The organism is Kribbella pittospori, assembly GCF_004331465.1.
GTDB lineage: Bacteria > Actinomycetota > Actinomycetes > Propionibacteriales > Kribbellaceae > Kribbella > Kribbella pittospori.
Genome location: NZ_SJKB01000007.1, coordinates 424,690 through 437,413 on the forward strand (window position 1 = coordinate 424,690; position 12,724 = coordinate 437,413).

13 protein-coding genes are annotated in these 12,724 nt (G+C 67.9%); all 13 read left to right on the top strand.

Annotated elements, in window-relative coordinates:
- Positions 1 to 41: 41 nt before the first annotated feature.
- The 13 genes from E0H73_RS24110 (at position 42) to nuoK (ending at position 12,718) form a co-directional block, all read left to right on the top strand.
- A complete protein-coding gene (locus E0H73_RS24110) occupies positions 42 to 740 on the top strand; it encodes a demethylmenaquinone methyltransferase (RefSeq protein ID WP_131360287.1) in 699 nt (232 codons plus the stop codon).
- A gap of 152 nt (positions 741 to 892) precedes the next feature.
- On the top strand, positions 893 to 2,206 hold the full coding sequence (locus E0H73_RS24115) for a geranylgeranyl reductase family protein (RefSeq protein ID WP_131360289.1): 1,314 nt from the start codon (positions 893 to 895) through the stop codon (positions 2,204 to 2,206).
- A gap of 108 nt (positions 2,207 to 2,314) precedes the next feature.
- Entirely contained in the window at positions 2,315 to 2,674 is a 360-nt protein-coding gene (locus tag E0H73_RS24120) for an NADH-quinone oxidoreductase subunit A (protein WP_131360291.1), read from the top strand.
- A gap of 3 nt (positions 2,675 to 2,677) precedes the next feature.
- Positions 2,678 to 3,232, top strand: coding sequence for a NuoB/complex I 20 kDa subunit family protein (locus tag E0H73_RS24125; RefSeq protein WP_131360293.1), 555 nt, complete (start codon positions 2,678 to 2,680; stop codon positions 3,230 to 3,232).
- Positions 3,229 to 3,936: an NADH-quinone oxidoreductase subunit C gene (locus E0H73_RS24130; protein ID WP_131360295.1), complete on the top strand. Its 708-nt coding sequence runs from the start codon at positions 3,229 to 3,231 to the stop codon at positions 3,934 to 3,936. The genes E0H73_RS24125 and E0H73_RS24130 overlap by 4 nt, the downstream gene beginning before the upstream one ends.
- Positions 3,936 to 5,273: an NADH-quinone oxidoreductase subunit D gene (locus E0H73_RS24135; RefSeq protein ID WP_131360297.1), complete on the top strand. Its 1,338-nt coding sequence runs from the start codon at positions 3,936 to 3,938 to the stop codon at positions 5,271 to 5,273. The genes E0H73_RS24130 and E0H73_RS24135 overlap by 1 nt, the downstream gene beginning before the upstream one ends.
- Positions 5,274 to 6,002: an NADH-quinone oxidoreductase subunit NuoE gene (gene nuoE / locus E0H73_RS24140; RefSeq protein ID WP_131360299.1), complete on the top strand. Its 729-nt coding sequence runs from the start codon at positions 5,274 to 5,276 to the stop codon at positions 6,000 to 6,002.
- A gap of 2 nt (positions 6,003 to 6,004) precedes the next feature.
- Positions 6,005 to 7,306, top strand: coding sequence for an NADH-quinone oxidoreductase subunit NuoF (nuoF, locus tag E0H73_RS24145; protein WP_202867532.1), 1,302 nt, complete (start codon positions 6,005 to 6,007; stop codon positions 7,304 to 7,306).
- Positions 7,303 to 9,732 carry an NADH-quinone oxidoreductase subunit G gene (locus E0H73_RS24150; RefSeq protein ID WP_131360301.1) on the top strand — a complete coding sequence of 810 codons (2,430 nt, stop codon included), beginning with the start codon at positions 7,303 to 7,305 and terminating at the stop codon, positions 9,730 to 9,732. Before nuoF ends, E0H73_RS24150 begins: the two co-directional genes overlap by 4 nt.
- Positions 9,729 to 11,039: an NADH-quinone oxidoreductase subunit NuoH gene (nuoH, locus tag E0H73_RS24155; protein ID WP_131360303.1), complete on the top strand. Its 1,311-nt coding sequence runs from the start codon at positions 9,729 to 9,731 to the stop codon at positions 11,037 to 11,039. The genes E0H73_RS24150 and nuoH overlap by 4 nt, the downstream gene beginning before the upstream one ends.
- Positions 11,032 to 11,580 (top strand): NADH-quinone oxidoreductase subunit NuoI, encoded by a 549-nt coding sequence (gene nuoI, locus E0H73_RS24160; RefSeq protein WP_131360305.1) that lies wholly within the window; start codon positions 11,032 to 11,034, stop codon positions 11,578 to 11,580. The genes nuoH and nuoI overlap by 8 nt, the downstream gene beginning before the upstream one ends.
- Positions 11,577 to 12,422 (top strand): NADH-quinone oxidoreductase subunit J, encoded by an 846-nt coding sequence (locus E0H73_RS24165; protein ID WP_131360307.1) that lies wholly within the window; start codon positions 11,577 to 11,579, stop codon positions 12,420 to 12,422. Before nuoI ends, E0H73_RS24165 begins: the two co-directional genes overlap by 4 nt.
- Positions 12,419 to 12,718, top strand: coding sequence for an NADH-quinone oxidoreductase subunit NuoK (nuoK, locus tag E0H73_RS24170; protein ID WP_130441814.1), 300 nt, complete (start codon positions 12,419 to 12,421; stop codon positions 12,716 to 12,718). The genes E0H73_RS24165 and nuoK overlap by 4 nt, the downstream gene beginning before the upstream one ends.
- Positions 12,719 to 12,724 lie beyond the last annotated feature (6 nt).

The window sequence follows — 12,724 nt, forward strand, 5'->3', positions numbered from 1 at the left end:
GTGAGTTTCGGCGCCCGTCTGGCCCGTGATGAACTAGACAGGTGACCCGCGCAGATCTGACCAAGGAACCGCAGGCCGTGGCGGCCATGTTCGACAACGTGGCCGAGGGGTACGACCGGACCAACGCGGTGGCGACCATGGGTCTGGAGAAGCACTACTGGCGGCCGCAGACGCTGGCCGAGATCGCGCCGCGCAAGGGCATGAAGATCCTCGACCTGGCCGCCGGGACCGGTGCGTCCAGCATCAGGTTGCGGGAGGCCGGCGCCGAGGTGGTGTCGTGCGACTTCTCGGTCGGGATGCTGCGGGTCGGCAAGCGCCGCTACCCGGACCTCGACCTGATCGCCGGGGACGCGCTGCGGCTGCCGTTCGCCGACTCGACGTTCGACGTGGTGACGATCTCCTGGGCGCTGCGGAACGTGAACGACGTCACGGTCGCGCTGCAGGAGATGCTGCGGGTGACCCGGCCGGGCGGACGGCTCGTCGTACTGGAGAACTCGCACCCGACCTGGAAGCCGTTCCGGATCGCCTACCTGGAGTACATGATGCGGGCGGTTCCGGTGGTCGCGAAGGCGGTGTCGACCAACCCGGACGCGTACGAGTACCTGGCCGAGTCGGTCCGCGCCTGGCCAGGTCAGGCACCGTTGGCCAGGACCATCGAGGCCTCGGGCTGGACCCGGGTCCAGTGGCGCAACCTGACCGGTGGTCTGGTCGCCATCCACCGGGCGGTCAAGCCCGCGTAATTACGCAAGAAAATCTGCGCGTAATTTGCTTGCAGGCAAGGGAGTCAGGGCCGGTTTCGTGTCCGCGTCAGGCAGTCCTAGACTGTCGGGTGACGAGGCTTAGTGAATCCCTTCACGAGCGCACAGCCCCCAAAATCAGGCCGGGAATCGAGATGAGCCAGAGCGTGCCGCACGGGCAGCAGGCCGAGACCGCCGATGTGATCGTCGTCGGCGCCGGACCCGCAGGCTCGGCCGCCGCGTACCACCTGGCCAACGCCGGCCTCGACGTCCTGCTGCTGGAGAAGACGGCCTTCCCGCGCGAGAAGGTGTGCGGCGACGGGCTCACCCCGCGCGGCACCAAGCAGCTCATCAACATGGGCATCGACATCTCCGAAGAGGCCGGCTGGATCCGCAACTACGGTCTGCGTATCCAGGGCTCCGGACATGTCCTGCAACTGGACTGGCCGGACCTGTCCAGCCACCCGAACTACGGCCTGACCCGGAACCGGATGGACTTCGACGACATGCTCGCCCGGCAGGCCGTGAAGGCCGGGGCGCGGCTGCGCGAGCGGACCAACGTGAGCGGCCCGATCCTGGACGACCGGGGCCACATCGTCGGTGTCACCGCGAAGCCGGTCGACGACAACGGCCGCCGGGCCGGTGACGACCTGGAGTTCCGGGCGCCGCTGGTGATGGCCGCCGACGGCAACTCGTCCCGGCTGAGCATCGCGATGGGCCTGCACAAGCGCGACGACCGCCCGATGGGTGTCGCGGTCCGGACGTACTTCACCAGCCCGCGGACCAACGACGACTACCTGGAGTCCTGGCTCGAGTTGTGGGCCGACGACCCCAAGCAGCCCGGTGGCCGCGTGCTGCTGCCCGGGTACGGCTGGATCTTCGGGATGGGCGACGGCACGGTGAACGTCGGCCTCGGCATCCTGAACACCTCCGACGCCTTCGGCAAGGTCGACTACGCCGACCTGCTGAAGCAGTGGCTGAAGAACACGCCGGAGGAGTGGCAGTTCCGCGACGAGTTCCAGACCATCCCGATCCGTGGTGCCGCGCTGCCGATGGGCTTCAACCGGCAGCCGCACTACACCCGCGGCCTGATGCTGCTCGGCGACGCCGGCGGCATGGTCAACCCGTTCAACGGCGAGGGCATCCCGTACGCGATGGAGTCCGGGGCGTTCGCCGCCGAGGTCGCCGCCCAGGCACTGCGCCGGCAGCCGAACCAGCGCGAGCGTGCGCTGACGGCGTACCCGAAGGCGCTGAAGCAGGAGTACGGCGGCTATTACACACTCGGCCGGATCTTCGTGAAGCTGATCGGAAATCCGGAGGTGATGCGGCTGTGCACGAAGTACGGACTGCCGCGCACCACGCTGATGAAGTTCACCTTGAAGTTGCTCGCGAACCTCACCGACCCGCGGGACGGGGACGTGATGGACAAGATCATCAACGGTCTCACCAAGCTCGCACCGGCGGCCTGACCGGCGGGGCGAGTGAGTTGAGCCACAGCAGTACTGATAACACAGTGCTGTTCCGAAACAGACAGAAGAAGACAGACCACCGGCTGAAGGAGAGGGAGCACGAGACCGATGCACCCTTACGTACCGATCCTCGTTCTCGGTGTACTCGCGGCGATCTTCGTGGCGGGCACGCTGGTGACGAGCGCGCTGGTCGGACCCAAGCGCTACAACCGGGCCAAGCTCGACTCCTACGAGTGCGGGATCGAGCCGACCCCGCAGCCGGTCGGTGGCGGGCGCTTCCCGGTGAAGTACTACATCACCGCGATGCTCTTCATCGTGTTCGACATCGAGATCATCTTCCTCTACCCGTGGGCGGTCGCCTTCGACCAGATGGCGCTGTTCGGGTTGGTCGAGATGGTCATCTTCATCGTCACCGTCTTCGTCGCGTATGCCTACGTGTGGCGTCGCGGCGGACTGGAGTGGGACTGAGCTATGGGTGTTGAGGAACAGCTTCCGGCCGGCGTACTGCTGACCACGATCGAGGGCCTGTCCGGCTACATGCGCAAGGCCTCGTTGTGGCCGGCAACCTTCGGGCTGGCCTGCTGCGCGATCGAGATGATGACCACCGGTGCGCCGCGCTACGACGCGGCCCGGTTCGGGATGGAGGTCTTCCGGGCGTCGCCGCGGCAGGCCGACCTGATGATCGTGGCCGGCCGGGTGAGCCAGAAGATGGCCCCGGTCCTGCGCCAGATCTACGACCAGATGCCGAACCCGAAGTGGGTGCTGGCGATGGGTGTCTGCGCGTCGTCCGGCGGCATGTTCAACAACTACGCGATCGTGCAGGGCGTGGACCACGTCGTACCGGTCGACATGTACCTGCCCGGCTGCCCGCCGCGGCCGGAGATGCTGCTGGACGCGTTCCTGAAGCTGCACGACGACATCCAGCACAGCAAGCTCGGCGCGAACAAGCGGGCGGAGCTGCAGGAGCGGGAGGTCGCCGCACTGGCTGCCTCGCCGACGATCGAGATGAAGGGGCTTCTTCGGTGAGCGACACGCAACCCGAGAACCTCCCGGCGACTTCGGCCGCTGGGGACGCTCAGACTCCGTCGGCCGAGGTGGTGGACCAGCGCGAGGGCATGTTCGGTGTCCGCGGCACCGGTGACACCTCCGGCTTCGGCGGTCTGCGCCGCCAGGTCGCACTGCCGGGTGGTACGCCGAAGCCGTACGGCTCCTGGTTCGACGGCGCGACCGAGCGCCTCGAGGGCCTGGTCGGCGACGGCGCGATCGAGAAGGTCGTGGTCGACCGCAACGAACTGACCCTGCACATCAAGCGCGAGGACCTGGTCGAGGTCTGCCGGCACCTGCGCGACGACGAGGCGCTCCGGTTCGAGTTCTGCTCCGGCGTCAGCGGCGTGCACTACCCGAACGAGACCGGCCGCGAACTGCACGCGGTCTACCACCTGCTCTCGATCACGCACAACCGGCGGATCCGGCTGGAAGTCTCCTGCCCGGACGCCGACCCGCACATCCCGTCGGTCGTCTCGGTCTACCCGGCCAACGACTGGCACGAGCGGGAGACCTGGGACTTCTTCGGCATCGTCTTCGACGGACACCCGGCCTTGACCAGGATCCAGATGCCGGACGACTGGCCCGGACACCCGCAGCGCAAGGACTACCCGCTCGGCGGGATCGACGTCGAGTACAAGGGCGCGGTCATCCCGCCGCCCGATACGCGGAGGTCGTACAACTGATGACCACAACTGACCCGTACGCGACCACTCGCGACACCACCGAGGGCAAGGTCTTCACCGTCACCGGCCAGGACTGGGACTCGGTCGTGGCCGGCCTCGGCGACGAGCCCGAAGAGCGCGTCGTCGTCAACATGGGCCCGCAGCACCCGTCCACCCACGGCGTGCTCCGGCTCATCCTCGAGCTCGAGGGCGAGACGGTGACCGAGGCCCGCTGCGGCATCGGCTACCTGCACACCGGCATCGAGAAGAACATGGAGTTCCGCTCCTGGGTGCAGGGCGTCACGTTCTGCACCCGGATGGACTACCTGTCGCCGTTCTACAACGAGGCGGCCTACAGCCTCGCGGTCGAGCGGCTGCTCGGGATCGAGGACCAGATCCCGGAGAAGGCCAACGTGATGCGGGTGCTCCTGATGGAGCTCAACCGGATCTCGAGCCACCTGGTCTGCATCGCCACCGGTGGCATGGAGATCGGCGCGCTGACCGTGATGACGATCGGCTTCCGCGAGCGCGAGATGACGCTGGACCTGTTCGAGCTGATCACCGGCCTGCGGATGAACCACGCGTTCATCCGGCCGGGCGGTGTCGCCCAGGACCTGCCGCCGGGCGCGCTGGACAAGATCCGCGAGTACATCACCTGGATGAACAAGCACCTGCCCGAGTACGCCGAGCTGTGCAACGCCAACCCGATCTTCAAGGCCCGGCTGCAGAACGTCGGCTACCTGGATCTGGCCGGCTGCATGGCGCTGGGCATCTCCGGTCCGCCGGTGCGCTCGACCGGTTACGCGCTGGACCTGCGCAAGTCCCAGCCGTACTGCGGGTACGAGACGTACGACTTCGACGTACCGACCTGGGACTCCTCGGACTCCTACGGGCGGTTCCGCGTCCGGCTGCAGGAGATGCACGAGTCGCTGAAGATCGTCGAGCAGTGCGCCGACCGGCTGGCCAAGATGGAGGGCGAGCCGGTGATGGTGGCCGACAAGAAGATCGGCTGGCCGAGCCAGCTGGCCGTCGGCACCGACGGGATGGGCAACTCGCTCGACCACATCAAGCACATCATGGGCGAGTCGATGGAAGCGCTGATCCATCACTTCAAGCTGGTCACCGAGGGCTTCCGCGTGCCGGCCGGCCAGGCCTACGTGGCACTGGAGTCGCCGCGCGGCGAGCTGGGATGCCACCTGGTCTCCGACGGCGGCACCAAGCCGTACCGGGCGCACTTCCGTGACCCGTCCTTCGCAAACCTGCAGGCGATGCCGATCATGTGCGAGGGCGCACAGGTCGCCGACGTGATCGTCGCCGTCGCCAGCCTTGACCCGGTGATGGGTGGAGTGGACCGATAGATGGCCGAGAACCACGCGACTGCGACCGATGTCCCGGTGCCGTACAGCACCGGTGACTCGAAGATCACCGACACCACGATCGCGGAGATGCGCGAGCTGGCCGCCCGGTACCCGGTCGGCCGGTCCGCGCTGCTGCCGATGCTGCACCTGGTGCAGTCGGTCGAGGGCCGGGTCACCCCGGAGGGCATCGAGGCGTGCGCCGAGATCCTCGGGCTGACCGGTGCCGAGGTGTCCGCGGTGGCGACCTTCTACACGATGTACAAGCGCCGCCCGGTCGGTGACTACCACGTCGGGGTCTGCACCAACACGCTCTGCGCCGTCATGGGTGGCGACGTGATCTTCGACCGGCTCAAGCAGCACCTCGACGTCGGCAACGACGAGACCACCGAGGACGGCAAGATCACCCTCGAGCACCTGGAGTGCAACGCCGCCTGCGACTACGCGCCGGTGATGATGGTGAACTGGGAGTTCTTCGACGACATGACGCCGGAGTCGGCCACCCAACTGGTCGACGACCTGCGCGACGGCAACGAAGTGAAGTCCCCGCGCGGCGCGACGATCTGCACCTGGAAGGAAGCCGAGCGCGTGCTGGCCGGCTTCCCCGACGGCCGCGCCGACGAGGGCCCGACCGGTGGCAAGGCCACTCTGGCCGGCCTCCGCCTGGCCCGCGAACGCAACTGGACCGCCCCTGGTGCTACGCAGGGTGCCGACACCCAGAAGGAGGACTGACCATGCTGACCCCGGTACTGTCCGACAACTGGGACCAGATCCGTTCCTGGCAACTGGCGTCGTACCAGCGGTCCGGCGGGTACGACGCTCTGCGCACCGCGCTGCGGATGCAGCCGGCCGACGTGGTGAACGCCGTCAAGGACTCCGGCCTGCGCGGTCGTGGTGGCGCGGGCTTCCCGACCGGCATGAAGTGGTCGTTCATCCCGCAGGACAACCCGAAGCCGAAGTACCTGGTCGTGAACGCGGACGAGTCCGAGCCGGGCACCTGCAAGGACATCCCGCTGATGCTCGCCTCGCCGCACACGCTGGTCGAGGGCGTCATCATCGCGTCCTACGCGATCCGCGCGTCGGTCGCGTTCATCTATGTCCGCGGTGAGGTGCTGCACGTCGTCCGCCGGCTGCAGCAGGCGGTTGCCGAGGCCAAGGAAGCCGGCTTCATCGGCACCGACATCCTCGGCACCGGCTACGACCTGGACGTGATCGTGCACGCCGGCGCCGGCGCCTACATCTGCGGCGAGGAGACGGCGCTGCTCGACTCGCTGGAAGGTCGTCGCGGTCAACCTCGGCTGCGTCCCCCCTTCCCGGCCGTGGCCGGTCTGTACGGAAGCCCCACTGTCATCAACAACGTCGAGTCGATCGCATCGGTTCCCGTCATCATCAAGAACGGCGCCGACTGGTTCTCCTCGATGGGCACCGAGAAGTCCAAGGGCATGACGCTGTACTCGCTGTCCGGGCACGTCACCCGCCCGGGGCAGTACGAGGCGCCGATGGGCATCACGCTGCGGCAGCTGATCGACCTGGCCGGCGGGGTCCGCGAGGGCCACGAGCTGAAGTTCTGGACGCCGGGTGGTTCGTCCACGCCGCTGCTGACCGCCGAGCACCTCGACATCCCGCTGGACTACGAGGGCGTCGGCGCGGCCGGCTCGATGCTCGGCACCAAGGCGTTGCAGATCTTCGACGAGACGACCTGCGTGGTCCGCTCGGTGCTGCGCTGGACCGAGTTCTACAAGCACGAGTCCTGCGGCAAGTGCACCCCGTGCCGCGAGGGCACCTGGTGGCTGGTGCAGATCCTCGAGCGCCTGGAGCACGGCAAGGGCAGCAAGGACGACCTGGCCACCCTGCTCGACCTGTGCGAGAACATCACGGGCCGGGCGTTCTGCGCGCTGGCCGATGGTGCGACCGCGCCGATCACCAGCTCGATCCAGCATTTCAAGGACGAGTACCTGGCGCACTTCGAGAACGGCGGCTGCCCGTTCGACCCGATGGCAAGCACAGTCTTCGCTACCGCTGGAGCAAGCGCATGACGATCCAAGCGAACCCACCGGCCGGGTCGGAGGTGGAGCGGACCGATCTGATCACCGTCACCATCGACGACATCGAGGTGAAGGTTCCCAAGAACACCCTGCTGATCCGGGCGGCGGAGCAGATCGGGATCCAGATCCCGCGGTTCTGCGACCACCCGCTGCTCGACCCGGTCGGCGCCTGCCGCCAGTGCCTGGTCGAGATCACCGATGCCGGCAACGGCCGCGGGATGCCGAAGCCGCAGGCCTCCTGCACGATCACCGTCGCCGACGGCATGGTGGTCCGCACCCAGGTGAGCTCGCCGGTGGCGAACAAGGCGCAGCACGGGAACATGGAGTTCCTGCTGATCAACCACCCGCTGGACTGCCCGGTCTGCGACAAGGGCGGCGAGTGCCCGCTGCAGAACCAGGCGATGAGCAACGGGTACGGCGAGTCCCGGTTCCACGAGGTCAAGCGGACCTTCCCGAAGCCGATCAACATCTCGGCCGAGGTGCTGCTGGACCGCGAGCGTTGCGTGCTGTGTGCCCGCTGCACCCGGTTCTCCGAGCAGATCGCCGGTGACCCGTTCATCGCGCTGGTCGAGCGCGGCGCGCTGCAGCAGGTCGGCATCTACGAGAAGGAGCCGTTCGAGAGCTACTTCTCCGGCAACACCATCCAGATCTGCCCGGTGGGTGCGCTGACCAGCGCGGCGTACCGGTTCCGGTCCCGGCCGTTCGACCTCGTCTCGGTGCCCTCGGTGGCCGAGCACGACTCGTCCGGTGCGGCGATCCGGGTCGACTACCGGCGCGGCAAGGTGATGCGCCGGCTGGCCGGCGACGACCCGCAGGTCAACGAGGAGTGGATCTCCGACAAGGACCGGTTCGCGTTCAACTACGCGACCACCGGTGACCGGCTGACCCACCCGATGATCCGCGAGGACGGCGAGCTGCGGCCGGCGTCCTGGCCGGAGGCGCTGACCTTCGCCGGCCAGAAGCTGACGGCGGCCCGCGGCAACGCGGCGGTGCTGACCGGTGGCCGGCTGACCCTCGAGGACTCCTACGCGTACTCGAAGTTCGCGCGCGTCGTCCTCGGCACGAACGACATCGATTTCCGGTCCCGGCCGCACTCGGCGGAGGAAGTGGACTTCCTCGCCGCCGCGGTCGCCGGCACCGGCCTCGGTACGACGTTCTCCGACCTGGAGAAGGCCGGATCGGTGCTGCTCGTCGGGTTCGAACCCGAAGAGGAAGCCCCGGCCGTGTTCCTGCGGCTGCGCAAGGGCGTCCGGGCGCATGGCACCAAGGTCTTCAGCGTGGCGGCGTACGCATCCCGCGGGGTCGAGAAGCTCGACGGTGTGGTTGTCCAGGCATCGCCTGGCACGGAGGCCGCCCTGCTGGCCGACCTCGGCAGCGCGGGCGAGGCCGGATCGGCTGCGCGGGCCGCGCTGGGTTCGGATTCGATCATCATCGTGGGCGAGCGGCTGGCGAGCGTTCCGGGTGGCTACTCGACCGCACTGCGGCTGGCGCTCGACACGGGCGCGCAGCTGGCCTGGATCCCGCGGCGTGCGGGTGACCGGGCTGCCCTGGAGGCCGGTTGCCTCCCGGGTCTGTTGCCCGGTGGCCGGCTGGTGACCGACCCGCAGGCGCGGGTCGACCTGCAGGCCGCCTGGGGTGTGGACAGCCTGCCGTCGAACGTCGGCAAGGACCTGACCGAGATCATCGCCTCAGCGGGTTCGCTGGACGCGCTGGTGGTCGCGGGTGTCGAGATCGACGACCTGCCGGACCCGGCCGCGGCGCTGGCCGCGCTGGAGGCCGCGCCGTTCGTGGTCAGCTTCGAGGTCCGCAAGTCGCAGGTGACCGAGTACGCCGACGTCGTCTTCCCGGTGGTTCCGCCGGCGGAGAAGGACGGCACCTTCGTCAACTGGGAGGGCCGCGAGCGGTCGTTCCCGGTGGTGCTCAAGGTCGCGGCCGCGATGCCCGACGTACGGGCGCTGGCGGCGCTGGCGCAGGAGATGGACCGGTCGCTCGGGTTCAGCACTCCGGCCGGCGCGAAGAAGGAGTACGACGAACTCGGCCGCTGGGACGGTGACCGCGCGCAGGAGCCGACGTACCAGGCCGGTCCGTCGCTCGGCGCCTTCGACTCCACCCGGCTGGCGACGTGGCGGATGCTGATCGACGACAGCCGCGCGAACGACGGTGAGCCGCATCTGACGGCCACCGCCCGTACGCCGGTTGCCCGGATCTCGCGGACCACGGCGCACCGGGTGGGTGTCGCCGACGGCGACGAGCTCGTGGTGAGCACCGACGCCGGATCGATCCGGCTGCCGGTCGTGATCACGCCGATGCCCGACAACGTGGTCTGGCTGCCGACCAACTCGGCCGACTCCCATGTACGCCGGTCGCTGCACGCAGACCATGGCTCGATCGTGACGATCGCCGGAGGGAACGCATGACTATGATCCCGCTCGCGGTGCCGGATGCCGGGGTCGGCCACGATCCCTGGTGGGTCGTAGTCATCAAGGTGCTGCTGGTCTTCGTCTTCCTGGTCGTGCTGACGCTGTTCAACATCTGGTGGGAGCGCCGGGTGGTGGCCCGGATGCAGCACCGGATCGGACCGAACGTGCACGGCCCGCAGGGTCTGCTGCAGTCGCTCGCCGACGGTATGAAGCTGATGTTCAAGGAAGACCTGATGCCGAAGGGCGTGGACAAGTTCGTCTACGTCGCGGCCCCGGTGATCGTGTCGATCCCGGCCTTCCTGACCTTCGCGGTGATCCCGTTCGGGCCGACGGTGAAGATCCCGTTCACCGACACCTACACCCGGCTGCAGATCACCGACCTGCCGGTCTCGGTGCTGTACGTGATGGCGGTCGCCTCGATCGGCATCTACGGCATCGTGCTCGGCGGCTGGTCGTCCAACTCGACGTACTCACTGCTCGGTGGCCTGCGGTCCAGCGCGCAGATGATCTCCTACGAGGTCGGCATGGGCCTCGCACTGGTGACGGTGTTCCTGTTCGCCGGGTCCATGTCCACCTCGGAGATCGTCGCGGCGCAGGGCTCGCACCAGTCGGTCAGCCTGTTCGGCGCGGACATCCCGATCCCGGGCTGGTACGCGTTCCTGCTGTTCCCGTCGTTCGTGATCTACGTGATCTCGATGATCGGCGAGACGAACCGGGCGCCGTTCGACCTGCCGGAGGCCGAGGGCGAGCTGGTGGCCGGCTTCCTGACCGAGTACTCCTCGATGAAGTACGCGATGTTCTTCCTGGCCGAGTACATCAACATGGCGACCGTGTCGGCGCTGGCCACCACGCTGTTCCTGGGCGGCTGGCGGGCACCGTGGCCGATCTCGATCTGGGACGGCGCCAACTCCGGCTTCTGGCCGGTGCTGTGGTTCGTCGGCAAGATGATGTGCTTCATCTTCTTCTACATCTGGCTGCGCGGAACGCTGCCGCGGCTGCGCTACGACCAGTTCATGAAGCTGGGCTGGAAGATCCTGATCCCGGTGTCGCTGGGCTGGATCCTGCTGGTCGCCACTGTCCGCGCGGTCGGCCGGGAGGCGTCCACGCCGCGCACCTGGCTGCTGGTCGCGGCCGGGATCGCCGTACTGCTGGCGCTGATCTCGCTGGCCGTCCCGCAGAAGCCCAAGACCGACAAGACCGAGGACGACGACGGCAAGGACTTCGACGCCTTCGCCGGCGGGTTCCCGGTGCCACCACCGCTCGTCAAGACTCCGAGCCGAAGCGAGGAAGCCCATCGTGGCTAGTGTCAAAGAGTCCCTCTGGGACCCGGTAGCCGGGTTCGGCGTCACCTTCCGGACGATGTTCCGCAAGGTGTTCACCGAGCAGTACCCGTTCGAGAAGAAGCCGACCGCGCCACGCTTCCACGGCCGGCACCAGCTGAACCGCTGGCCGGACGGCCTGGAGAAGTGCATCGGCTGTGAGCTGTGCGCCTGGGCCTGCCCGGCGGACGCCATCTACGTCGAAGGCGCGGACAACACCGACGGCGGCCGGTTCTCGCCCGGCGAGCGGTACGGGCGGGTGTACCAGATCAACTACCTGCGCTGCATCCTCTGCGGGCTGTGCATCGAGGCCTGCCCGACCCGGGCGCTCACGATGACCAACGAGTACGAGTTGGCCGACCGCACCCGCGAGTCCCTCATCTACGAGAAGAAGGACCTGCTGGCGCCGATGCTGCCGGGCATGCAGGAGCCGCCGCACGACATGCAACTCGGCGCCACCGAGAAGGACTACTACCTCGGTCTGACCGGTTCCGTCGTACCCGGCGAGGGTGGTGACGCGAGATGATCGGCATGGTCACCGGCGGGCAGTTCGCGTTCTGGATGCTCGCCCCGGTCATGATCCTGGCCGCGATCGCGATGGTGCTGGTCCGCAAGGCGGTGCACTCCGCGCTGCTGCTGGCGACGGTGATGATCTGTCTGGCCGTCCAGTACGCCGCCCAGGACGCGCCGTTCCTGTTCGCGGTACAGATCATCGTCTACACCGGCGCGATCCTGATGCTGTTCCTGTTCGTGCTGATGCTGGTCGGTGTGGACGCGTCGGACTCCCTGGTCGAGACGATCCGCGGCCAGCGGCTGCTGGCCGGGCTGGCGTTCCTCGGCTTCGCGGTCCTGCTGATCGCTGCCGTCGGCAACGCGATGTACGGCAACCCGGTCGGCCTGGCCAACGCACAGCCGGACGGCAACCCGAAGGGCATCGCGCAACTGCTGTTCGGCAAGTACGTGTTCGCCTTCGAGGTCACCTCGGCGCTGCTGATCACCGCGGCCATGGGCGCGATGATGCTGGCGCACCGCGAGCGGCTGACCAAGAAGCGGACCCAGCGCGACCACGCCGAGGAGCGGATCCGCAAGTACGCCGAGCAGGGGATTCACCCGGGTCCGCTGCCCACTCCGGGTGTGCTGGCCCGGCACAACGCCGTCGACACGCCGGCGCTGCTGCCGGACGGGTCGATCGCACCGACCTCGGTTTCGCGCGTGCTCCAGGCACGTGGCACCGTGTTCCCCGAAGCTGAGGAGCGGGCGGACGTCGACGAGGTCCGCAAGCTCAACGCCGGCGAGGTCGGCGACGAGGTGCCGTCCGAGCCCGAGAGCACGGACCTTTCCGGATTTGGCGAGGAGGACAAACTGTGAGCACCGAGCCGTACATCGTGCTCGCGGCGATCTTGTTCAGCATCGGTGCGCTGGGCGTGCTGGTGCGCCGCAACGCCATCGTCGTCTTCATGTGCGTCGAGCTGATGCTGAACGCGACCAACCTGGCGTTCGTCAGCTTCGCCCGCCAGCACGGCAACCTCGACGGCCAGATCGCCGCCTTCTTCGTGATGGTGGTGGCCGCGGCCGAGGTCGTGATCGGGCTGGCGATCATCATGGCCATCTTCCGCACCCGTCGCTCGGCCTCGGTCGACGACGCCAACCTGCTCAAGTACTGAGGTAAT

Coding starts and splice junctions, on each gene's coding strand:
- E0H73_RS24120 (WP_131360291.1), top strand. CDS start 2,315: ATGCACCCTTACGTACCGATCCTCGTTCTCGGTGTACTCGCGGCGATC.
- E0H73_RS24125 (WP_131360293.1), top strand. CDS start 2,678: ATGGGTGTTGAGGAACAGCTTCCGGCCGGCGTACTGCTGACCACGATC.
- E0H73_RS24150 (WP_131360301.1), top strand. CDS start 7,303: ATGACGATCCAAGCGAACCCACCGGCCGGGTCGGAGGTGGAGCGGACC.
- nuoH (WP_131360303.1), top strand. CDS start 9,729: ATGACTATGATCCCGCTCGCGGTGCCGGATGCCGGGGTCGGCCACGAT.
- E0H73_RS24135 (WP_131360297.1), top strand. CDS start 3,936: ATGACCACAACTGACCCGTACGCGACCACTCGCGACACCACCGAGGGC.
- nuoF (WP_202867532.1), top strand. CDS start 6,005: ATGCTGACCCCGGTACTGTCCGACAACTGGGACCAGATCCGTTCCTGG.
- E0H73_RS24115 (WP_131360289.1), top strand. CDS start 893: ATGAGCCAGAGCGTGCCGCACGGGCAGCAGGCCGAGACCGCCGATGTG.
- nuoE (WP_131360299.1), top strand. CDS start 5,274: ATGGCCGAGAACCACGCGACTGCGACCGATGTCCCGGTGCCGTACAGC.
- E0H73_RS24165 (WP_131360307.1), top strand. CDS start 11,577: ATGATCGGCATGGTCACCGGCGGGCAGTTCGCGTTCTGGATGCTCGCC.